The following is a 20,084-nucleotide window of genomic DNA, read 5'->3' as shown; positions in this document are numbered from 1 at the left end:
ATGTGATCCACCCGAGCACCGTGTTCCACCCCGTCCGGAAGGATTTCCATGACTGAGAACCACGACGCGATCGTCACCGACGCGAAGCAGGAGGAGACGAGCGGCGGTTGCCCCGTGGCGCACGGCCGCGCCCTGCACCCCACTCAGGGGGGCGGCAACCGTCAGTGGTGGCCGGAGCGCCTCAACCTGAAGATCCTCGCCAAGAACCCCGAGGTGGCCAACCCGCTCGGCGGGGAGTTCGACTACGCCGAGGCGTTCCAGGCCCTCGACCTCGCGGCCGTGAAGCAGGACATCGCCGAGGTGCTGTCCACCTCGCAGGACTGGTGGCCGGCCGACTTCGGCAACTACGGCCCCCTGATGATCCGTATGGCCTGGCACAGCGCGGGCACCTACCGCATCAGCGACGGCCGCGGCGGCGCCGGCGCCGGACAGCAGCGCTTCGCCCCGCTCAACAGCTGGCCGGACAACGGCAACCTCGACAAGGCCCGCCGTCTGCTGTGGCCCGTGAAGAAGAAGTACGGCCAGAGCATCTCCTGGGCCGACCTCATGATCCTCACCGGCAACGTCGCCCTGGAGCAGATGGGCTTCGAGACCTTCGGCTTCGCCGGCGGCCGCGAGGACGTCTGGGAGCCCGAGGAGGACGTGTACTGGGGCCCCGAGACCACCTGGCTCGACGACAAGCGCTACACGGGCGACCGCGAGCTGGAGAACCCGCTCGGCGCCGTCCAGATGGGCCTCATCTACGTCAACCCCGAGGGCCCGAACGGCAACCCGGACCCGCTCGCCGCGGCCCGCGACATCCGTGAGACGTTCCGCCGCATGGCGATGAACGACGAGGAGACCGTCGCCCTGATCGCCGGCGGCCACACCTTCGGCAAGACCCACGGCGCCGGCCCGGCCGACCACGTCGGCCCCGACCCCGAGGCCGCCCCCATGGAAGAGCAGGGCCTGGGCTGGCGGAGCACCTACGGCACGGGCAAGGGCGGCGACGCCATCACCTCCGGCCTGGAGGTCACCTGGACCTCGACGCCGACCCAGTGGAGCAACGGGTTCTTCAAGAACCTCTTCGAGTTCGAGTACGAGCTCGAGCAGAGCCCGGCCGGCGCCCACCAGTGGGTGGCGAAGGACGCCCCGGAGATCGTCCCGGACGCGCACGACTCCTCGAAGAAGCACCGCCCGAAGATGCTCACCACGGACCTGGCGCTGCGCTTCGACCCGATCTACGAGCCGATCTCCCGCCGGTTCTACGAGAACCCGCAGGAGTTCGCGGACGCCTTCGCCCGCGCCTGGTTCAAGCTGACCCACCGTGACATGGGCCCGAAGTCGCTGTACCTCGGCCCGGAGGTCCCGGAGGAGACCCTGATCTGGCAGGACCCGCTGCCCGAGGCCGAGGGCGAGCCCATCGACGACGGGGACATCGCGGTCCTCAAGACCAAGCTCCTCGAGTCGGGTCTGTCCGTCTCGCAGCTGGTGTCCACCGCCTGGGCGTCGGCGTCCACCTTCCGCGGCAGCGACAAGCGCGGCGGTGCCAACGGCGCCCGTATCCGCCTGGAGCCGCAGCGCGGCTGGGAGGTCAACGAGCCCGACGAGCTGGCCCAGGTCCTGCGCGTCCTGGAAGGCATCCAGCAGGAGTTCAACTCCGGCTCCGGTGCCAAGAAGGTCTCCCTGGCCGACCTGATCGTCCTCGGTGGCTCCGCCGCCGTCGAGAAGGCCGCCAAGGAAGCCGGCTTCCAGGTGGAGGTCCCCTTCGCCGCGGGCCGTGTGGACGCGACGGAGGAGCACACCGACGCCGAGTCCTTCGAGGCGCTCGAGCCGACCGCCGACGGGTTCCGCAACTACCACGGCAAGGGCAACCGCCTGCCGGCCGAGTACCTGCTGCTCGACCGGGCGAACCTGCTGACCTTGAGCGCCCCCGAGATGACCGTCTTGGTCGGCGGCCTGCGGGTGCTCGGCGCCAACTACCAGCAGTCCCAGCTCGGCGCCTTCACCACCACGCCCGGCTCGCTGACGAACGACTTCTTCGTCAACCTGCTCGACCTGGGCACGACCTGGAAGGCGACCTCCGAGGACCAGACCACGTTCGAGGGCCGCGACGCCGCCACCGGCGAGGTCAAGTGGGCCGGCTCCCGCGCCGACCTGGTCTTCGGCTCGAACTCCGAGCTGCGGGCACTCGCCGAGGTCTACGCGAGCGACGACGCGAAGGAGAAGTTCGTGAACGACTTCGTCGCCGCGTGGGTCAAGGTCATGAACCTGGACCGGTTCGACCTGGTCTGACTGGTCTGATCAACCTCGCATGACTGCGCGCCCGGGCCGGGAGGCCCGGGCGCGCTGCTGGATGGCGTTGGTTGCCTGAAGGACCGTCAAAAGCCGTTCAAGGTAAGAACATCACTTACCCAACTCTCACCATGAAACGGCAAGGACCGCGGTCGGGCGCGCGGTCGGGCATACGTTCTGGCCGTGAACTCAACAGCCACCGCCCACAGAGGCACCGGCCCTGAACCGCACCCCTTCGCCGGTCCACGGCCGACCACCGGCGGCACCGTCCGCCGCACTCTTCTGCGCACCGCGCTGACCGGGGCCGCCGCCCTCGGCGCGGGCCTCACAGCCGCCCGCCCGGCCGCCGCCACGAGCGGGCCCGGCACCGGACCACGGCCGAGCACCCCGCAGGAGGCCCTCGCGGAACTGGCCGCGGGCAACCGCCGCTGGCGCGCCTTCCGTGAACGCCACCCGCACGAGACCCCCGCCGTCCGGCGGGAGTTGACCACCGCCCAGCACCCCTTCGCGGTCGTGCTCGGATGCATCGACTCCCGCGTGCCCCCGGAGCTGGTCTTCGACCAGGGGCTGGGCGACCTGATGACCGTACGCACCGCCGGGGAGGTCCTGGACGAGGCCGTGCTCGGCAGCGTCGCCTACGGCGTCCTGGAACTGGGCATACCGCTGGTCGTGGTGCTCGGGCACCAGTCGTGCGGCGCGGTGCGTGCCGCGGTCGAGGCGGAGCGGTCCGGCGCGCACCTGCCCGCCCACATCCAGTACCTCGCCGACCAGATACGCCCGGCCATAGACCACAGCAAGGAAGGGGACGCGCGGATCGACGCCACGGTCGACGCCAACGTCCGCCTCGTCCGCTCCCGGCTGGCCGCGGAGCCCGACCTCGCCGCCAAGGTCGACACCGGCAAGCTGGCGATCGTCGGCGCCCGTTACGAACTGGGCAACCAAGCCGTCCACCGCGTCAGTTGAGAGCAACCCGGCCCGCTGTACGCCACAGCGGGCCGGGCCCGGCCCGTCACGCCCGCAGCGGATTGAAGCGCGCCGCGGCCATCAGGTACCAGGCGGTCGCGCCCGTGTGCCGGTACGGGTAGTAACCGAAGCCGAACCCGGTGTCCAGCGGACTGCTCGCGGACACCAGCCCGGCCCGCTCGGGCAGCGCCTTGCCGCCGACGGTCTGACCGGCGCCCAGCAGCTCCTGGGCCCGCTCGGTCGACGTCAGCAGCCGCCGGGCACGCGCCTCGTCGCCACGCTTCCCGCGGTCCCGCAGGGCGAGCGCGAGATGCGCCGTCCCCTCGAACCACACACCGCTGCGGTCGGGTCTGGGCTGGCCCTGCGCGATCGGCGCGTCCTCGTTCGCCACCAGGCTCGCGGAACTGAAGGTGACGCCCTCGTACGACTGTCCCGCGGGCACCGTGCTGTTCGTGCGGCCGGAGTGATCCAGGACGGCCAGCTCCGCCACGGCCCAGTCCAGCGAGCGGGCGTACCCGCCCCTGCGGGAGCCGAACGCGAGATGGGTCCAGGTCTGGGTGTCCTCCGGGACCGGGGACTTGTTGATGGTCACCCCGTCGTTGGTGCCGGTGTAGAAGAAGCCCCCGGCCGGCTCCCACATCCGGCGCACGAAGGCCTCGGCCCGGGCCCGCCGCTGAAGCCACACCCTCTCGCCGGTCAGCCGGGCGAGCCGGCCGAAGAGGCACACCAGGTCGGTGTTGTGCTCGGTCGACGTGAACGGCAGCCGTTGATTCGCCCCGTCGACCCCGAACTTGTAGCCGCCGAGCGGTTCGGCGCTGCGGCCGGTCCGCTCGATCCACTCGCCGATCCGTACGGCACCGGCGAGGAAACGACGCGCCCCCGTACGGCGGGCGAGGGCGCTCAGCGCGATGCCCGCCCAGGCCATGTCGCCCACGGCCGTGCCGGTGAAGCCGAACTGCGTACCGACGTTGGCGGTGCCGTCCGCCCGGACGAAGCCGTCGGGCTGGAGCGAGCCGTCGTAGAAGGTGTACGGCCCGACGTTGTAGGCCTGCCGGAGCCTGCCGTCGTCGTACGCCGGGTCGTGCGTCTGCGCGTAGAGCAGGGCGTCGCCCAACGCCGTCGCCCTGGCCAGGCTCTCCGGCCTCCGGGCCGCGAGGTGGGCGAGGATCGCCAGGGCGTTGTCGTAGGTGAACGCGGTGCTGAAGAGGCCCGCCTGGTCGGTGTAGCTCTGGGTCAGGCGGATGCCGCCGTGGTCGGGGTAGGCGTCCATGGCGGCGGCGAGAAAGGAGCGTCCTCTGTCCGGGGCCGACAGCGGGCCGGCCTCCGTCGAACCCCCGGCGCCGGACGGACCCGCCGCCAGGGCCCGCCCGGAGCCTGCCGAGGCGATCCCCGCGGCGCTGATGCCGAGGCCGGCACCGATGAGCGAACGCCGGCTCGGCGCCGGGCCTTGTCTGCCAGTCATGGATCTCCTTTGAGAGCGCTCTCAGCACTGGGCGCTCATTGTGCTGGGGCTCTGAGGGCGGGTCAACGCCCCGGCGGCAAAGGAGATTTCCAGAAGAAGGGAAACGGGAAGGCGACCGCCGGGTGGATCACTCGCAGACGATCTCGTCACGCGGCGTGTAGTGCGTACGGAACGGCTCCCGCTTCACTTCCCGTCCGTCGTCGTAGAAGACCCGCTCCACGGTGACGTCGAACCCCTCGAGCGGTGTCTGCGGTACGCACTCCTTGTCGTCGCTCACCTTCTTCTCGGGCTGCTTCACCTCGGTGCGCGGGCCCTTGACCGACTTGATCTCGTCGTACTTCCGGGTGCCGAGGAAGGACACGGTCACGGACGTGTCCGTGGACTCGGCCTGGATGTAGATCGCCTTGCCGGAGTCGTTGGTGAACCTCAGATCCAGGCTGCCCCAGGCGACCGTCGCCTCGCGGCCCTCCGGGTAACGCTCGATGTAGAACGAGTGCGCGCCGTGCTCCACGGGCTTGACCCCGGCGAAGAACAGCGCGTTGTAGACGGTCGTCGCCACGGACGAGACGCCGCCGCCGGACGCCTTCGTGAACTTGTCGTCGAGGATGATGATGCCCTCGACGAAGCCGTTGGCCTCGGTGCGCTCGCCGACGGTCCGGTTGAAGCTCCACGTCTCGTCGGGCCTGACCAGGGAGCCGTTGATGAGTTCCACGGCCCGGCCGATGTTCTTCGTGCGGTACTCCGCCGGTTCGAAGTGGACCGTGAACGAGGACATCGTCTCCGTCAGCCCCAGCTGGGCGGCGTTCTCGCGGGTGACCTCGGGCCGGGTCCGGTCCACGGCCACCTCGCCGCTGCGGTCCGCGCCCGACCTGGTGAGCAGCGGCAGCACCGCCTTGCCCAGTGCCTTGTCGGTGACCTTCTGGCCCACCCTGGCGTCCTCGGCCACCACGGCCTTGCCGCCGTCCGGCCGGAGCTTCGCGTTCCGGGCGGTCGTGGTGGCGTCCTTCAGCGGGCCCGCCACGGCGGGATCGTCGCGCAGCCCCTCGGCGTCCAGCTCCGGTCTCAGTCTTCCGCCGCCGTCCGGCCGCATCGCCAGGTGCTCGCCCAGGACGGCCGGCCCGACCGTGAACCGCTTCCCGCCAGCGGTGAGTGTGACGGGCGCCGACATCGCCGGATCGGCGAACGTGCGCACCGCCCGCCGTACCTCGTCGGCCGTGACCTTCGGCCGGGTCTCGCGGGCGGGCAGCGGTGTGACCGCGCGGGTGTCGCCCCGCAGGCCCCGCAGGAAGGAGGAGCGCAGCGGGCCGACCGCGCCGTTCAGGTCCAGTGCGTACCCCGTGCGGGGTGTGACCACCTCGACCCGCCCGTCGTCGAAGGCCACGGCACCGTCCCGGACCTTCTGGTCGAGCCCCTTCGCCACCTGGCCGAGGGCTGCCCGGGCCTTGTCCTCGTCGAGGCGTACGACCGGCTCGACGGCACCGCCCGAGCGGAAGAACCCGCCGATCACGCTGACCGGCCCGGCGCCGGTGCGTGCCGCCCGGTCGACGGTCTCCTCGGCGTCGAAGGAGAGCCCGGCGCGCCGCGGATCGACCGTGCCCATGCGGTCACCGACCTTCACGCGGATGTCCCGTGCCCCGGCCGCGTCCAGGTGCCGCTCCAGCTTCCGTACCGCCTCCGCGCGGCTCAGGCCCCCGATCTCCACCCCGCGCACCGTCGTACCGGAGTCGATCTCCCCGCCCGTCAGCATCAGCCCGGCGAGATACAGCCCGCCGGCACCCACGGCCAGCGCGCCGCCGGCCAGGGCCAGGGGCGGAAGGGAGGTGACGCGCGGGAGGGGGGGTATGCGGGGGCGCATGGGTCTCCTGGAGATCGATGACGACGGTGCACCCGATGACGCGACGCTTCTGCGGGCAAACACATCAAGCTATGCATATTCGGGCGGCAGACCGGTATGGCCCAGACCACTTATGTCCGAGATCACTCCGGAACCGGCCGGTCCGTGCCCGTATTCCTGCAGGCCACAGAGTGATAACGGCGAACAACTGTCCGGTGGTTGGCGCCGTCTACGCCGACATGAAGATTTCTTTCCTGATTCACAACGCGTATGGAATCGGGGGCACGATCACCACCACGTTCAACCTCGCCGGGGCGCTCGCCGAGCGGCACGACGTGGAGGTCGTCTCCGCTTTACGCCACCGCGAGCACCCCACCCTCGTCCTGGATCCCCGGGTGCGGCTGCGCGCGCTGGTGGACCTGCGCAAGGAGGCGGACCATCCGCTGCACCAGAGACCGGCGAAGGTGTTCCCGTCCGCCGAGTACCGCCACCACCAGTACAGCGAGCTGACCGACCAGCGGATCGGCGAGTGCCTGGAGGCGATCGACACCGACGTCGTCATCGGCACCCGTCCCGGCCTCAACGTGCACATCGCGCGGCAGGCCCCGGAGCGCGTCCTGCGCGTCGGCCAGGAGCACCTCACCCTCGACAACCACCCGCCCGCCCTGCGCACCGCACTGCGCCGCGCCTACCGCCGCCTCGACGTGATCACCACCGTCACGGAAGCGGACGCCGCGGCCTACCGGCGAAAGATGTGGCTGCCGGGCGTCCACGTCGAGGCCCTCCCCAACAGCGTCCCCGACCCCGCGCTGCCTCCCGCCGACGGCACGGCCAAGGTCGTCATCGCCGCGGGCCGGCTGGTTCCGGTGAAGCGCTACGACCTGCTCATCGAGGCGTTCGCCCAGGTCGCCGCGGCCTTCCCGGACTGGCAGCTGCGTATCTACGGCAAGGGCGAGGAACAGCCCAGGCTGCGGGAACTCATCGAGCGGCTCCGCCTGTGGAACAACGTGTTCCTGATGGGGGCCGCCACTCCCATGGAGGCCGAGTGGGCCAAGGGCTCGATCGGCGCGGCCGCCTCCGACTTCGAGCCGTTCGGCATGACCATCGTCGAGGCGATGCGCTGCGGACTGCCCGTCGTCAGCACCGACTGCCCCTACGGCCCCGGCGAGATCATCCAGGACGGAGCCGACGGCCGGCTGGTGCCGGTCGGCGACGCCGACGCCCTCGCCTCGGCCCTGCTGGATCTCGTCGGCGACGACGAACGGCGCCGCCGCATGGGCCGCACCGCCCTGGAGAACGCGCACCGCTTCGCCCCGGGCCCCGTCGTCGCCCAGGCCGAACGCATCCTGGAGGACGCCCTCACGGCCCGGACCGCGGACCGACCGACCTCCACTCCCCGGAACCACCGGAGCAACAGCGCACTGATCGGCCGGAGCCACGCCGCCCGCGACGCGGCCCACGCCGTGGCCGTCGGCGCACTCCGCGCGATACGCAAGGGACGCCGATGACCACGCACCTCGACACCCACCTGCGCACCCACTGCGCGATCGACACGGACGGCCGCATCACCTTCCGCCTCCCGCAGGCCCCGGCCTCCCACCCCCAGCTGCTCCTGCGGCTGCGCCCCAAGAAGGGCAGCCCCGAGACGACGCTCCACGTCCTCGACCTGGAGCCCGGCCGGGCCGACGGCGACCTGCACGCCGTACTGGAACCGCACCCCGCCCTGGACGAGGGCCGCTGGGACCTGTACCTGCTGCCGGAACCGGAAGCCGAACGGCAGCGGCTGCGCCCCGGCCTCAGAGACCTGCGCGCCCTCGTCGACGGCCACCTGCGCGACCGGCCGTCACCGGTCGCCGTCAGGATCCCGTACGTCACGAAGGACGGCTTCCTCGCGCTCAGGACATGGCGGCGCACCGCCCACGCGGAGGCCCGCACCATCGACGTCACGCAGCAGGACGTGACGGTCGAGGCCCGCCTGCACGGCGCCGAACTCCACGAGGACGCCACGGTACGGCTGCGCCTGCGGGGGACCGGCACCGTACGGGAGCTGCGCCCCCGGATCGACGACGACGGCAGGGGTTTCTCCTTCACCGCCGGCCAGGAGGATCTGACGGGGGGCGACGAAGCCCCGGGCCGGATCTGGGACGCCTTCGTCCGGCCCGCCGCCGACGCGCCGCCGGTCAGGATCGGCCGGCTCCTCGACGACGTGGCGGACCGCAAACACGTCTTCGTCTACCCGGCGCTCACGGCGGGCGGAGCGTCCTCACGCCCCTACTTCACCGTCGACAACGACCTCGCGATCGAGGTGACACCGGCCGAATCGCCGAAATGCCCGAAATGAAAATTCCGGGACTTCCGGATGGTTATTTCGTCGGCACCTCGCGACAGGCATGTGTGGATTCTGTGCGAAGCGGCGGCAAAAAGGTCAGGCGCTCCTCCGCAACCGCCGTAAACGCCAAGGGGACTTGCGGCGATAAGCAAACTCAAGTACCTAGATGAATCATGAACCTGTTCAACCGCGTCGTGCCGTCCCGCCGGCAGGCGCCGCCAGTCCCCCCACAGCGTCCCGCCGGCGCACCGGCTTCCCCCACCGCGGTCCTGCCCGACCCCGACCTGGCGAATCTCACCGGTGAATGGGTCGTCGACCCTGCTCACAGCAGGATCGGCTTCTCCGTCCGGCATGCCATGGTGACCACCGTGCGCGGTTGCTTCCTGGAGTACGAAAGCCTCCTCTACTTCGACGCGCGCAACCCCGCCCGATCGCGGGCCGACCTCACGCTGTTCACCGCCAGCGTCGACACCGGGGTGGAACAGCGCGACGCCCACCTGATCGGCCGGGATTTCCTGGATGCCGCGACGTATCCGCGGATGCGCTTCACCAGCACAGCGGTGGAACAGATGGGCGCCGACCTCTTTCACATGTCAGGCGAGCTCACCATCAAGGGCATATCGCGGCCGGTCGTCCTGGAGATGACCTATATCGGACACGTCACCGACCCCTTCGGCTACGAAAGGGTCGGATTCGACGGCACCACCACCATCAACCGCTCCGACTGGGGGCTGACGTACAACAGCAGGCTGGCCGAGGGAGGCGCGATGGTGAGCGAGAAGGTGCGTCTGCAACTCGACATCGCCGCCATCCGCACGCCCCCGGCGGGCGGATGACCGCGCCGGACCCGGCCGCAGGTCTCAGATCCCGGTGTCAACGGGCCCGGCCACGACGCGGAACGTCGCCGGGCCCACCGTGATCACCCCGTCGCTCAGCGGCGTGCACCGCACACCGCCCCGCCCGCGCAGGGCGCGCTGGGCGCCGGGGCCGATGGTCACGTCCATCCAGGCGCACGGCCGGGCCGGCCGGTTCACGGCGAACAGCACCGGCCCGGTGCCGCAGTCGAGGGCGATCGTCGATCCGACACAGGAGTCGATGTCGACGCCGCGGAGCAGGACGTTGCGGCGGGTGTGCCTCAGGTCGGCGTCCGCCGGGAGGTTCTCCGCGGCCATGAAGGTCACCGCCGCGTTCCGGTGCGCCGGCCGGGCGTAGTAACGGTCTCCGACCAGCCCAAGTCCCCGGCGCACCTCCACACGGGGGACGCGCTCGTCGGACGGGCCGGGGGAGAGGCCGTCCGACGGCCGTCCGGCCAGCCGGTGCGCGGGCGACACCAGCAGTTGCAGCACCTCCACCTCGGTCATGGCGTCAACCCTAAGCCGCGGTCGGCCCCACCCGGCGGGTCCACGGGAAGCGTGCGGTCACTCGCCCTGCCTCCGCCCGACCCCACCGTCTTCCAGAGGGGCCCGGCCGTCCGCCGACTCGCCCGCGGTGAGGTGCTCCAGCACCTCCACCAGTTCCTGGCACGCGCGCTCCACCGAACGCCGGGTGTGGATCTGCTCGGTGATCACGGCCGACAGGATCAGGGCCGTCAGGGCCATCGCCCCGTTGAACGCCTGGAGCTTGATCATCACCTCCACCCGGGTCAGCCGCTCGAACGGCCCGGCCCGGTCGGTCGCCGCCACCGTGGTCATGACCGACGCGAAGAGGGCGCACAGCATGCTGCCGGCCAGCTGGAACCGCAGAGCCGCCCAGATCAGCAGGGGATAGATGAGAAAGAGCAGACTGACCGGGCTGTGCGCGGCCAGCGGCACGACACAGCAGACGATCAGCGCCAGGCCCGTGACTTCCTTCCAGCGCGACAGACGCAGCGGCGGACGGACGCGGGACAGCAGGAGCAGCACCGGGGTGACGATCAGCACGCCCATCGCGTCCCCGACCCACCACGCCAGCCACACGGCCCAGAAGCTCGCCCAGTCGAGCTTGCCCGTGACGAGCAGGAGACCGGCGCCCACGGTCGAACTGATCAGCATGGCGGTGAACGCGCCCAGGAACACCAGGGCGAGACCGTCGCGCAGCCGCGCCAGATCGGTACGGAAACCAGCCCGGCGCAGCAGCAGGTACCCCACGACGGGTGCCGCCGTGTTGCCCGCCAGGACACCGAACGTCGACGGGCTCAGGGACGTGAGGGACAGGATCACGAAGAAGGCGCCCAGGGCGATCCCCGGCCAGCAGCGCAGCCCGAAGATCAGCAGGAACGTGACCGAGACGCCGGTCGGCGGCCAGATCGGGGTGACGACCGAGCCCTCGACGACCAGTTCCCGCATCAGGCCGAGCTGCCCCGAGACGTAGTAGCAGGCGGCGACGGCCAGCGTCTGCAGAGCGACGACGGCCGGCGTACGCAGATCCCGGCTACCCACCACAGCAGCCATGAGACACCGAGGCCGCCGCGACGGCGAGGTGAGAGCGGGGGCCCTGCGGCCCTATGGCTGAGCCTCCGGTCCGTCGAGGCCGACGACCAGCACGGCGGCGTCGTCGTCGTGCCCCACCCGCTCCGCGCCCTTGATCAGGGCGGCCGCGAGCGCGTCCACGTCCATGCCCGCCACCGCCGCGATGCCCGCGAGCCGCATCACCTGCTCCAGGCCCTCCTCGAGCGGCAGGGAAGGCCCTTCTACGACACCGTCCGTGAGCAGCACGAACACACCCCCCGTGGTCAGCTCGTACCGCGTCACCGGATACGACATCCCCGCCAGGATGCCCAGCGGCGGCCCGCCCTCGTCCGTGGTGACGCCGGACTTCCCGTCGGCCGTGGCCCAGACGCAGGGCAGGTGCCCGGCCCGTGCGCTCTCCAGCACTCCGGCACACGGGTCGAGCCGCATGAACGTGCAGGTGGCGAACAGGTCGGAGCCCAGCGACAGCAGCAGTTCGTTGGTCCGGGCCAGGACCTCGCCCGGCTCGCTGGTGACGGAGGCCAGGGCCCGCAGTCCGGCCCGCACCTGTCCCATGAAGGCGGCGGCTTCGATGTTGTGGCCCTGGACGTCACCGATGGACAGACCGATCCGGCCGTCGCCCAGGGTGAAGGCGTCGTACCAGTCGCCGCCCACGTTGAGCCCCTGGCACGCGGGCGCGTACCGCACGGCGAGGTGCAGCCGGCGGGCGACGGGCAGGTCGCGCGGGAGCATGCCGCGCTGCAGCGCGATGGCCAGCTCGACCCGGGACCGCTGCATCTCGGCCTGCGCACGCGCCTGAGCCGTGAGCGCCCCGAGCCTGGTCAGCAACTCGTCGCCGTCGTCCGTCGTGCCGGTGCGGGCCATTGATCACTCCGGCGAGGATGGTCACGGTCGGTGATGATCCTCGAAAGGGAAATCACCTAATTTTCGTCCATAGGATGATATGTGGGCGGAGCACCGTCGGCGACTCGCGCTCCCCGCGCCCGCCCGACCGCCGCCAGGACGAAGGTGACGCTGATCAGCAACGCCCAGGCGCCGAACTTCTGCACCCCCACCGGCTCCCAGCCGTGCTCCTGGTACGGGTAGCGCCAGGCACCGACGAGGGTGGCGAGGTTCTCCGCCACCCACAGGAAGAACCCGATCAGGGCGAAAGACAGCGCCAGCGGCATCCGCCGGCGCACACCCCGCACCGTGAAACACACCGACGTCCCCGCCGTGACGGCCAGCAGCAGTCCCGCCAGCACCCAGCGGACGTCGGGCAGCCAGTGATGGCTGAAGAAGTTGACGTAGATGGCCGCGGCCACCACCGCCGTCGCCCGCGGGCGGTAGCGCACGAGCCCGAGATCGAACAGCTGCCAGGCCCGGCACACGTAACTGCCGACGGCCGCGTACAGAAACCCGCCGTACAGCGGAACGCCGGCGAACTTCAGCACGCCCGGCTCCGGATAGCTCCACGAACCGAGCGACACCTTCACCAGCTCGAAGGCCAGGCCGATGACATGACAGACCGTGATGACGGCGACGTCCCGCCCGTTCTCCCAGCCACGCAGCCAGAACACCAGCGTGAGCAGCACGCCGTAGACCACCAGCAGGTCGTAGCGCGCGATGGGCAGGCCGGGCAGCAGCGCGGACACGGCCACGCCGGACAGCAGCGCGATGGCGAACGCGCACGCCCGGGTCTGCGTCCAGGCGAAGTCGAGCAAGTGCCGGACCGGCGCGGCCCAGGGGTCGGTGAAGCGTGGAAGGATCATGGTGCCCTTTAGGACGGGCCCGCGCGCCTACCGGTTGCAGCGACCCTCGCGACCCTCCCCGTCCCGCGTCACGCCGTCCCCGGCCGCGCGATCCCGGGCTTCCGCCACGGCCCTCCGCAGCAGCCCGGCAAGGCGCTGATCCGCGTCAGGTGCGGCGCACAGCACTCGCAGTGCGTGTTCCAGGTACCGCCGCCCCGGGCCACGCCACCACAACAGATCGGCGGCACGGCCCGGCAGCCCGCCCTCAAGGGCCTGGGCCGGCTTCTCGCTCCGCCGGCGGCAGGCACGGCCGTGCCGGGCCAGACGCCGGGAGGCGGGGTGCAGTACGCGCGCCGCGTCCACGACCGAGCCGACGAGCAGCGACGTGTACGCCCTGTCCAGGGGGCGGGCGTCGGCGAGCTCGGCGGCCAGTGACCACAGGGCGTGCCGGGTGGCGTCACCGACGCTGTCGTTGACCACGCGGGCCAGGGCCGCGAGCGCCGGATGCGTACAGGCGGGGCTGTCGGTGAACCCGTCGCCGGCCAGCAACGCGGCGCTCTCCATCAAGCAGGCACCGTCGCCGGGATCCAGATGCGCGAAACGCCCGGGCGCAGGAAGGCCGTCCGGTACGTCAGGGTACTGCCGGGGCGGGGGAAAGGCGATCATGCGGGCCTCCGGACGGGCATCACAGACCGGTGACGGCGTGCAGAAGGAGGTACAGCGCGGCGGCGGGAATCCCGGCGCCGAAGAACGTGAGCACCCAGGCCGTGACGATGGAGCGGGCCACTTGCCAGCGTACGTCCGAGGCACGCCGGGTGGCACCGGCACCCAGAATGGCCGCGGTGATCGTCTGAGTGGTGGAGATCGGCGCCTTCACCAGGAACGCGGTGATGTAGAGGACGGTCGCGGCGGCGGTCTCGGCGGCGAACCCGCGCGGCGGATCCAGGTGCACGATGCGCCGGCCGAGCGTGGTGATGATGCGACGCCCGCCGGTGTAGGTGCCGGCCGCCATGGCGGCCGCCACGGCGGCGATCACCCACACCGGAACGGAGAAGTCGTCCTGCCGGCCCGCCGTGACCAGGGCGAGCACGATGACGCCCATGGTCTTCTGCGCGTCCTGCAACCCGTGCCCCAGCCCCATCGCGGCGGCGGAGACGGTCTGTGCCATACGGAAGCGGTGCGTGGTCCGACGGGGCGTCGAACGGCGGAACGTCCACAGGATGGCCACGTGCAGCAGATAGCCGAGGGTCACACCGACCAGCGGGGAGAGCAGCATCGGCAGGACGACCTTGTCCACGATCCCGGACCAGTGCACGGTGGCCGAAGCGGCGAGCGCGGCACCGACCAGCCCGCCGATCAGCGCGTGCGAGGACGACGTCGGCAGCCCCCGCCACCAGGTGAACACGTTCCAGCCGATGGCCCCGAGGAGCGCGCACAGGACCAGCAGCAGACCCGATTCGCCCTCGGGCGCGCCGATGATCCCGCTGCCGACCGTCTGGGCGACCTCGGTCCCCAGGAAGGCGCCGATGAAGTTCATCACCGCGGCCATGGCCAGCGCCACGCGCGGCGTCAGGGCCCTGGTGGAGATGGAGGTGGCGATCGCGTTGGCCGCGTCGTGGAAGCCGTTGGTGAAGTCGAAGGTCAGCCCCACGATGATGATCAGCACCACCAGGGTGAGCTCCATGACCGATCACCTTTCCGCGGGCAGAGCACCGGACCGCCACGGGCGCCGTCGGCGCACGGGCCCATCGTGCCGCGAAAACCCCGGATGGACCCGCCCGGAGCGGCAGTAGTGGGACAAGGAGGGAGGGTGATCCGTTTTACGGTGTCCTGGTGCGATCTGTTCCGAAATGGGTTCTGCTGTCGTCGGCGTGCGCCCCCGCCGCGCTGATCATCGGCTGGATGGTGGCGGCGGCACTGCAAGGACCCTCCTACGACCCGGCCGCTCAGACCATCAGCGTCCTGGCGGCTCCGGGAGGCTCGGGCTACTGGGTGATGACGGGCGCGTTCGTCACACTGGGCGTCTGCCACCTGCTCACCGCCTGGGGACTGCGCCCGGCCGCGACCCCCGGCCGGCTTGCCCTGGCGGCCGGGGGAGTGTCCGCCCTGGCGGTGGCCATGGTCCCGGCGCCGAGCAGCGGCGGTTCCCTGGGCCACGGCTCGGTCGCCGTCGTCGGCTTCGCCGTCCTGGCGGCATGGCCCGTCCTGGCCGTCCGGACCGGGGACGGCGTCCCATGGGCCCTGCGGCCCTTACCGTCCGTCGGGGCCACCGCGGTGATGGCGATGGGCGCGGCATGGTTCCTGCTCGAGACCCAACTCCACGGCGTCGCCGGAGTCGCCGAACGCGCGGTCACCACCCTCCAGTCCGTCTGGCCGTTCGTGGTGGCCCTCTCCTGCCTGCGCCACTCCGCACGCGGGGCCGTCGACCGTCGGTAGGGTGACCGGCGTGAAGGTGGGCAGCGAGGAAACCCGGCTGATCGTCCTGCGCGGCAACAGCGCCTCCGGCAAGTCGTCCGTCGCGGCCGGCCTGCGCGAGAAGTCCGGCCGTGGCCTGGCCCTGGTCGCCCAGGACAACCTCCGCCGCACCGTGCTGCACGAACACGACCTGCCCGGGGCCGCGAACATCGGCCTGATCGACACCGTGGCCCGCTACGCCCTGGACGCCGGGTTCCATGTCGTCGTCGAAGGCATCCTCTCCGCCGACCGCTACGGCGACATGCTCGGCCGGCTGAGCGCCGACCACCGCGGTCCGACCCGCCACTACCACCTGGACGTACCGCTCGACGAGACCCTTGCCCGGCATGCCACCAAGCCCATCGCCAATGAGGTGGACGAGACCCGACTGCGCGACTGGTACCGGCCGCTGGATCTGCTGCCCGGCGGAGTCGAGACGGTCATCGGCGCCGACAGCTCCCTGCGCGGCCACCGTCGAGCGCGTCGGCAGCACACTCGACCCGACCGGCGCGCGGCCGGGACGTGACGCAGTCGCGAGACGACCGACCAGAGGAACGCCGTACGTACGTGCTTGGTACGCGAAACCGACGCTCCACGCTAGGGTGGCGGAGCAGGAGGTACCCGATGTCGGAGCTGTTCGACGCGGTCGACGCGCTGGTCGCGTCCCGCTCCCCGCTGCCGCCCCCGGCGGAACGCAAGCGGCTGCGCCAGGCCCACGGCCTGACGCTGGACGAGGTGGCCGCCGCGCTGCAAGTGCGGCGTGCGACGGTCAGCGGCTGGGAGGCCGGCAAGACCGAGCCGCGCCCGCCGGAGCGCGACGCCTACGCCCGCATGCTGAAGCAGCTCGCCCAGCTCTACCCCGCCCCCGACGTCGCGACGCACCCGAAGGACACGTCCGTTCCGGAGACGCCGGCCGCCCCCGCCGCACCGGCGCCGTCCGCACCCGAATCACCCACCGAACCACCCCCGCCCCGCGCAGGATCCGCAGGCCCGGCCCCGGAGGATCCCCCCGGGAACGCCGCACCCCGCCCCGCCCGCCCTGCCGCCGTGCCGCGTCCGGCGGCCGCCACGACCAGGCCGTCACCGACGTCGCGCCGCCCCGGCACCAAGAAGGCGGCCCCGGCGCACACCCCGGCGGCCGACACCGACCAGCGGTTCGCCAACGGCCCGCTGCTCGTCATCGACGTGGACGACGGCTCCCGGGTGACCGGGTACGGCATCGGCGGCCTCGTCCTCGACGTCCCCGCCAAGTCGCTTCCCGCACTGGTGGAGTGGGCGCTGAAGGAGGCTCAGCTCGGAGCGGCGAGGCTGCACGGCTCCGGCAGGGACGCCGATCCCCTGCTCGTGCTCACCGAGCGCGCGTGCGAGCGGTACGGGCTCCCGGTGGCGCTGTCGGACGCCGAGCGGCTCACCGGACGCCTCCCGGACGGCCACAAGGTCCTCAAGCAACTCGACCGGGCCGACTGGCAGTTGACCAAGCGAGGGTTCGGGCCGTGGGCGCGGGTCTACCGCCCCGCCCAGGGCCGCCGGCGCCAGTGCGTGCAGCTGTGCATCCCGTCGTGGGGTGCGCTGGATGCCCGCACCTGGGGCCACGCCGCGCAGCTCGAACCGGCGGAACTCGCCCGCGTGCTCGGCACCTACGCGGCCCGCGTGATGACACCGTGCGGCTCGACCGCCGTCACCGGCCTGGAACTGATGACCGCCCTCAACCCGCCGACCCGGGCGAGCGAGGCGGACGAGACCGGGAAGCGGCACAAGGAGCACCGGCCCGGTTCACTGGGCGAGCACCCGATGGACTGCGCCCCGTGCGAGGCCCCGGACGGGCATCCGCTGCTCGCCGGCCTGCCCCGCTTCCACCAGCGGGGCCCGGACGAGATGCTGTTCGAGGAGGCGTACGACTGGGCGCGTGACCTCACCGACGCCGAGTGCATGCAGCGGTACCTGGTCGGCATCGACGTCAACCTCGCCTTCGGCGCCGCGGCCAACGGTGCCGTCGTCGGCCTGGCGACGCCGCCCGTGCACCTCACCGACCCCGTCTTCGACCCGACGCTGCCCGGGTCCTGGCTGGTCGACCTCTCCCACGTCGACCTCTCCCGGGTCCAGGTCGGCAAGCAGTGGCGCCGGCTCGAGAGCGCGTTGCTGCCCAGCCCGTTCACGCCGACCGGCGAGCGCCCGCAGGGCCCTGCCTGGTACGCGACCCCGACGGTGGCGTACGCGGTGGAACTCGGCTACGACGTCGCCCCGACCGAGGCCTGGGTACGGGAGGACAAGGGCAGGTTCCTGGACGGCTGGTACAAACGGCTGCGTGACGCGTACGTCGACACCATGGCCGACCTGGGCGTGGGCGAGAAGCTGCGCACCCGGGAGTTCCTGGAGGCCATGGACGGCTGCAAGCAGCGCGATCCGGAGATGGCGATCGTCCTGGACGCGGTCAAGTCCACGGTGAAGGGCGGCATCGGCAAGCTGCGCGAACGGGCGCGTGGCGGCGGCTGGAAGCCCGGGCAGCCCTGGCCGGCTCTCTCCCGCCCGACGTGGCGGCCCGACATCCGCGCCACCGTCATCTCCCGGGCCCGGATCAACATGCACCGCAAGATGCTCAACCTGGCGGCGGCGACCGGCCGGTATCCGGTGGCGGTCCTGTCGGACTGCGCCGTCTACGCCGCCGACGGTCCCGGCCCGCTCCACGTCCTGCCCTACGACGCCGACGACAAGACGGTGCCGGGCAGCTTCCGGCTCGGGGTGTCACCGGGAATGGTCAAGCACGAGGGCACCCAGACCACCCTGTGGGCCGAAGCGGTGCGTGAGCAGTACGGCCAGGTCCTCAACCTCGCCCGCTACATCAAGACCGGTGAGGTCACAGCCAAGGACAACGGAGAGTAGGGGAGCGGGCCGATGGACACGGTCGGGGACGGCCTCGACGCCGCGCTGCGGAGGGCGTTCACGCGCCCGATCCCCAAGAGCGCGGGCGCGCAGATGCGCTACCTGGTCCGACAGCTCAAGGGCACCAGGCCGGTGGCCGAGTTGCTCGGCATCACCCAGCGCACCGTCGAACGGTATGTGAAGGACCAGATCAAAAGGCCCCGTGCCGACCTCGCGCGGCGCATGGAGCGCGAGGTCACAGCGCGGTGGCAGCCCCAGATCCGGGCCAGGGCCAAACAGACGGCGGCCACCACCGGCGGCATCGTCATCGACACCCGCGCCCGGTTCGGCTACACGGCCGCCCCCGGCTCCACCGACGACGCCCGGCTGCGTCACCTCACCGTCGCCCTGCCCCCGCAGTACGCCGCCCGCCTCTTCGAGACGAAGGAAGCCGGCGGCACGGAACAGCAACTGCGCGACATCGCGGCCGAGGCACTGGGAGAGGTGTACTTCCGCGACAACGGCCGCCGCGCCCACGGCCTCGAAGTTGAGTTCACCGACGTGGAGCACCTCGAGTTCGACCTCTGACGGGGGCAGCAGTCGTCGACGTCTCCTAGCGGATCACCCGCCCACGGTCCGGCCGATGTCGATGACGAGTTGCCGGTGTGCGCGGGCCATGCCGGTCAGATCGTCGCGCAGCTCGCCCAGCCATTGCGGTTGCCGCCGGGCGGGTTCGCCCAGCGCGCGGGTGATGCGCACGAGAGAAGCCGCGGCATGCAGGCCGGCGAACAGCGGCAGGCGCCCCACGTCCTCGTCGTCGAACGGGCGCACGCCGCGGTAGCCGTCGACGAAGGCGTCGAACCGCGCTCGGTGCACGGACGCGGGCCGGCCGGTGTGGTCGGTCAGGTCGCGCACGGCGTAGGCGATGTCGGCGGCGTACCAGGAGAGGGCGGCCTCGTCGAAGTCGTAGGCGACCGGCCCGCCCTCTTCCCAGGCCATGTTGTCCAGCTCGAAGTCACCGTGCACCACACCCCAGCGGTCCTGTCGACGCGGTAACTCGCTCATCACGTCGGCGAGCCGCGCCGTCGCCTCGACCAACTCGTCGTCATCGGCGAACAGTGTGCCGACGGAGGGAAGTTCGCCGAAGGCCTCGGGCAGCCCGGTGTCGAGTCCGGCGGCATCGCGATGCAGACGGGCGAGCGCCTGCCCCCACTGCCGTGCTTGTGCTGCGGTGAGTTCGCTGACGTCGACGTCCGCGCCGGGCGCCGGTTCGACCACCATGGCGTGCACGGCACCGAGACCGGTCGCCACGGTCGTGGTCAGGGCCCCGGACTCGGCGGCGACCGGCCGCACCACCGCCGAGCCGCCGTCGCTGAGCCGTGCCATCAGCTCGGCCACCACGGCCAGGGACTTCGGGCCGCGATACGAGTCGGGCACGAACCGCAGATAACGCCGCCGGCCGTCCTCCGGAAGCACGAATACGTGGGAGGCACTGGAACGCCACCACTTGGCCCTGCCGGCCGCGTAACCCCACCGGGCGGCGACCTGGTCGGCGATCGGGCTCTCCCATGCTTCGGAGACGGTCTGCTTCAGACGATCGATCTCAGTCAAAGGCATCATCGCGAGTCAGTTTTGATCACGCGGTCGGCAGCCACAAGCCGATTACCTTCGGTCGGCCGAAGTCCGAGGTGTAACACAGCATTGTTCGCGCGACGCAGAAGTAGGCAGTAAC

18 protein-coding genes are annotated in these 20,084 nt (G+C 71.4%); 9 read left to right on the top strand and 9 right to left on the bottom strand.

Going from position 1 to position 20,084, the window contains the following annotated elements; translation table 11 throughout:
• Positions 1–48 precede the first annotated feature (48 nt).
• A complete protein-coding gene (gene katG, locus ACIBL4_RS16860; RefSeq protein WP_399410666.1) occupies positions 49–2,274 on the top strand; it encodes a catalase/peroxidase HPI in 2,226 nt (741 codons plus the stop codon).
• 183 nt (positions 2,275–2,457) lie between these two features.
• A complete protein-coding gene (locus ACIBL4_RS16855) occupies positions 2,458–3,237 on the top strand; it encodes a carbonic anhydrase (protein WP_399410664.1) in 780 nt (259 codons plus the stop codon).
• Positions 3,238–3,283: 46 nt separating this feature from the next.
• Here the strand turns inward: ACIBL4_RS16855 and ACIBL4_RS16850 are convergent, their stop codons facing one another.
• Positions 3,284–4,699, bottom strand: a complete 1,416-nt coding sequence (locus ACIBL4_RS16850) for a Tat pathway signal sequence domain protein (RefSeq protein ID WP_399410662.1) — start codon at positions 4,697–4,699, stop codon at positions 3,284–3,286.
• Positions 4,700–4,826: 127 nt separating this feature from the next.
• On the bottom strand, positions 4,827–6,554 hold the full coding sequence (locus tag ACIBL4_RS16845; protein ID WP_399410660.1) for a VanW family protein: 1,728 nt from the start codon (positions 6,552–6,554) through the stop codon (positions 4,827–4,829).
• A gap of 218 nt (positions 6,555–6,772) precedes the next feature.
• On the opposite strand from ACIBL4_RS16845, the gene ACIBL4_RS16840 reads away from it, so the two are divergent.
• From ACIBL4_RS16840 to ACIBL4_RS16830, 3 genes are all read left to right on the top strand, one after another.
• Entirely contained in the window at positions 6,773–8,041 is a 1,269-nt protein-coding gene (locus ACIBL4_RS16840) for a glycosyltransferase family 4 protein (RefSeq protein WP_399410658.1), read from the top strand.
• The gene (locus ACIBL4_RS16835) at positions 8,038–8,874 is read left to right on the top strand and encodes a transferase (protein WP_399410656.1); all 837 of its coding nucleotides are present in this window, start codon (positions 8,038–8,040) and stop codon (positions 8,872–8,874) included. Before ACIBL4_RS16840 ends, ACIBL4_RS16835 begins: the two co-directional genes overlap by 4 nt.
• Positions 8,875–9,035: 161 nt before the next feature.
• On the top strand, positions 9,036–9,698 hold the full coding sequence (locus ACIBL4_RS16830; RefSeq protein ID WP_399410654.1) for a YceI family protein: 663 nt from the start codon (positions 9,036–9,038) through the stop codon (positions 9,696–9,698).
• A gap of 24 nt (positions 9,699–9,722) precedes the next feature.
• Here the strand turns inward: ACIBL4_RS16830 and ACIBL4_RS16825 are convergent, their stop codons facing one another.
• From ACIBL4_RS16825 to ACIBL4_RS16800, 6 genes are all read right to left on the bottom strand, one after another.
• On the bottom strand, positions 9,723–10,223 hold the full coding sequence (locus ACIBL4_RS16825) for a molybdenum cofactor biosysynthesis protein (RefSeq protein ID WP_399410652.1): 501 nt from the start codon (positions 10,221–10,223) through the stop codon (positions 9,723–9,725).
• A gap of 57 nt (positions 10,224–10,280) precedes the next feature.
• A complete protein-coding gene (locus ACIBL4_RS16820) occupies positions 10,281–11,291 on the bottom strand; it encodes an MASE1 domain-containing protein (protein ID WP_399410650.1) in 1,011 nt (336 codons plus the stop codon).
• A 51-nt stretch (positions 11,292–11,342) separates the two neighbouring features.
• Positions 11,343–12,173 (bottom strand): PP2C family protein-serine/threonine phosphatase, encoded by an 831-nt coding sequence (locus ACIBL4_RS16815; protein ID WP_399410648.1) that lies wholly within the window; start codon positions 12,171–12,173, stop codon positions 11,343–11,345.
• A gap of 56 nt (positions 12,174–12,229) precedes the next feature.
• A complete protein-coding gene (locus ACIBL4_RS16810; RefSeq protein WP_399410646.1) occupies positions 12,230–13,060 on the bottom strand; it encodes a DUF817 domain-containing protein in 831 nt (276 codons plus the stop codon).
• A 27-nt stretch (positions 13,061–13,087) separates the two neighbouring features.
• A complete protein-coding gene (locus ACIBL4_RS16805) occupies positions 13,088–13,603 on the bottom strand; it encodes a hypothetical protein (RefSeq protein ID WP_399411542.1) in 516 nt (171 codons plus the stop codon).
• Between the two features lie 121 nt (positions 13,604–13,724).
• Complete coding sequence (locus tag ACIBL4_RS16800; protein ID WP_399410644.1) at positions 13,725–14,723, bottom strand: anion permease; 999 nt, start codon at positions 14,721–14,723, stop codon at positions 13,725–13,727.
• A 149-nt stretch (positions 14,724–14,872) separates the two neighbouring features.
• Here ACIBL4_RS16800 and ACIBL4_RS16795 point away from each other — a divergent pair, with 149 nt between their 5' ends.
• The 4 genes from ACIBL4_RS16795 to tpg all read left to right on the top strand — a co-directional run bounded on the left by ACIBL4_RS16795 (position 14,873) and on the right by tpg (position 18,940).
• Positions 14,873–15,475 carry a DUF998 domain-containing protein gene (locus ACIBL4_RS16795; RefSeq protein ID WP_399410642.1) on the top strand — a complete coding sequence of 201 codons (603 nt, stop codon included), beginning with the start codon at positions 14,873–14,875 and terminating at the stop codon, positions 15,473–15,475.
• A gap of 1 nt (position 15,476) precedes the next feature.
• Positions 15,477–16,019, top strand: a complete 543-nt coding sequence (locus ACIBL4_RS16790) for an AAA family ATPase (protein ID WP_399410640.1) — start codon at positions 15,477–15,479, stop codon at positions 16,017–16,019.
• A 98-nt stretch (positions 16,020–16,117) separates the two neighbouring features.
• Entirely contained in the window at positions 16,118–18,373 is a 2,256-nt protein-coding gene (gene tap / locus ACIBL4_RS16785) for a telomere-associated protein Tap (protein WP_399410638.1), read from the top strand.
• A 12-nt stretch (positions 18,374–18,385) separates the two neighbouring features.
• Positions 18,386–18,940, top strand: a complete 555-nt coding sequence (gene tpg / locus ACIBL4_RS16780) for a telomere-protecting terminal protein Tpg (protein ID WP_399410637.1) — start codon at positions 18,386–18,388, stop codon at positions 18,938–18,940.
• Between the two features lie 33 nt (positions 18,941–18,973).
• On the opposite strand, the gene ACIBL4_RS16775 is transcribed toward tpg, so the two are convergent.
• Positions 18,974–19,969 carry a phosphotransferase enzyme family protein gene (locus tag ACIBL4_RS16775; protein ID WP_399411540.1) on the bottom strand — a complete coding sequence of 332 codons (996 nt, stop codon included), beginning with the start codon at positions 19,967–19,969 and terminating at the stop codon, positions 18,974–18,976.
• Between the last annotated feature and the right edge of the window lie 115 nt (positions 19,970–20,084).

Source organism: Streptomyces sp. NPDC050416 (genome assembly GCF_044458845.1).
Taxonomy (GTDB): domain Bacteria; phylum Actinomycetota; class Actinomycetes; order Streptomycetales; family Streptomycetaceae; genus Streptomyces.
The sequence above is the reverse complement of the archived record's forward strand: the minus strand, read 5'-3'. Positions and strand labels throughout refer to the sequence as shown.

Excerpts from the sequence above, each read along its gene's own strand:
- ACIBL4_RS16820 (WP_399410650.1), bottom strand. The coding sequence starts at position 11,291 with ATGGCTGCTGTGGTGGGTAGCCGGGATCTGCGTACGCCGGCCGTCGTC.
- ACIBL4_RS16850 (WP_399410662.1), bottom strand. The coding sequence starts at position 4,699 with ATGACTGGCAGACAAGGCCCGGCGCCGAGCCGGCGTTCGCTCATCGGT.
- ACIBL4_RS16800 (WP_399410644.1), bottom strand. The coding sequence starts at position 14,723 with ATGGAGCTCACCCTGGTGGTGCTGATCATCATCGTGGGGCTGACCTTC.
- ACIBL4_RS16830 (WP_399410654.1), top strand. The coding sequence starts at position 9,036 with ATGAACCTGTTCAACCGCGTCGTGCCGTCCCGCCGGCAGGCGCCGCCA.
- tpg (WP_399410637.1), top strand. The coding sequence starts at position 18,386 with ATGGACACGGTCGGGGACGGCCTCGACGCCGCGCTGCGGAGGGCGTTC.
- ACIBL4_RS16845 (WP_399410660.1), bottom strand. The coding sequence starts at position 6,554 with ATGCGCCCCCGCATACCCCCCCTCCCGCGCGTCACCTCCCTTCCGCCC.
- katG (WP_399410666.1), top strand. The coding sequence starts at position 49 with ATGACTGAGAACCACGACGCGATCGTCACCGACGCGAAGCAGGAGGAG.
- ACIBL4_RS16840 (WP_399410658.1), top strand. The coding sequence starts at position 6,773 with ATGAAGATTTCTTTCCTGATTCACAACGCGTATGGAATCGGGGGCACG.
- ACIBL4_RS16805 (WP_399411542.1), bottom strand. The coding sequence starts at position 13,603 with ATGGAGAGCGCCGCGTTGCTGGCCGGCGACGGGTTCACCGACAGCCCC.
- tap (WP_399410638.1), top strand. The coding sequence starts at position 16,118 with ATGTCGGAGCTGTTCGACGCGGTCGACGCGCTGGTCGCGTCCCGCTCC.
- ACIBL4_RS16815 (WP_399410648.1), bottom strand. The coding sequence starts at position 12,173 with ATGGCCCGCACCGGCACGACGGACGACGGCGACGAGTTGCTGACCAGG.
- ACIBL4_RS16825 (WP_399410652.1), bottom strand. The coding sequence starts at position 10,223 with ATGACCGAGGTGGAGGTGCTGCAACTGCTGGTGTCGCCCGCGCACCGG.
- ACIBL4_RS16775 (WP_399411540.1), bottom strand. The coding sequence starts at position 19,969 with ATGCCTTTGACTGAGATCGATCGTCTGAAGCAGACCGTCTCCGAAGCA.
- ACIBL4_RS16810 (WP_399410646.1), bottom strand. The coding sequence starts at position 13,060 with ATGATCCTTCCACGCTTCACCGACCCCTGGGCCGCGCCGGTCCGGCAC.
- ACIBL4_RS16835 (WP_399410656.1), top strand. The coding sequence starts at position 8,038 with ATGACCACGCACCTCGACACCCACCTGCGCACCCACTGCGCGATCGAC.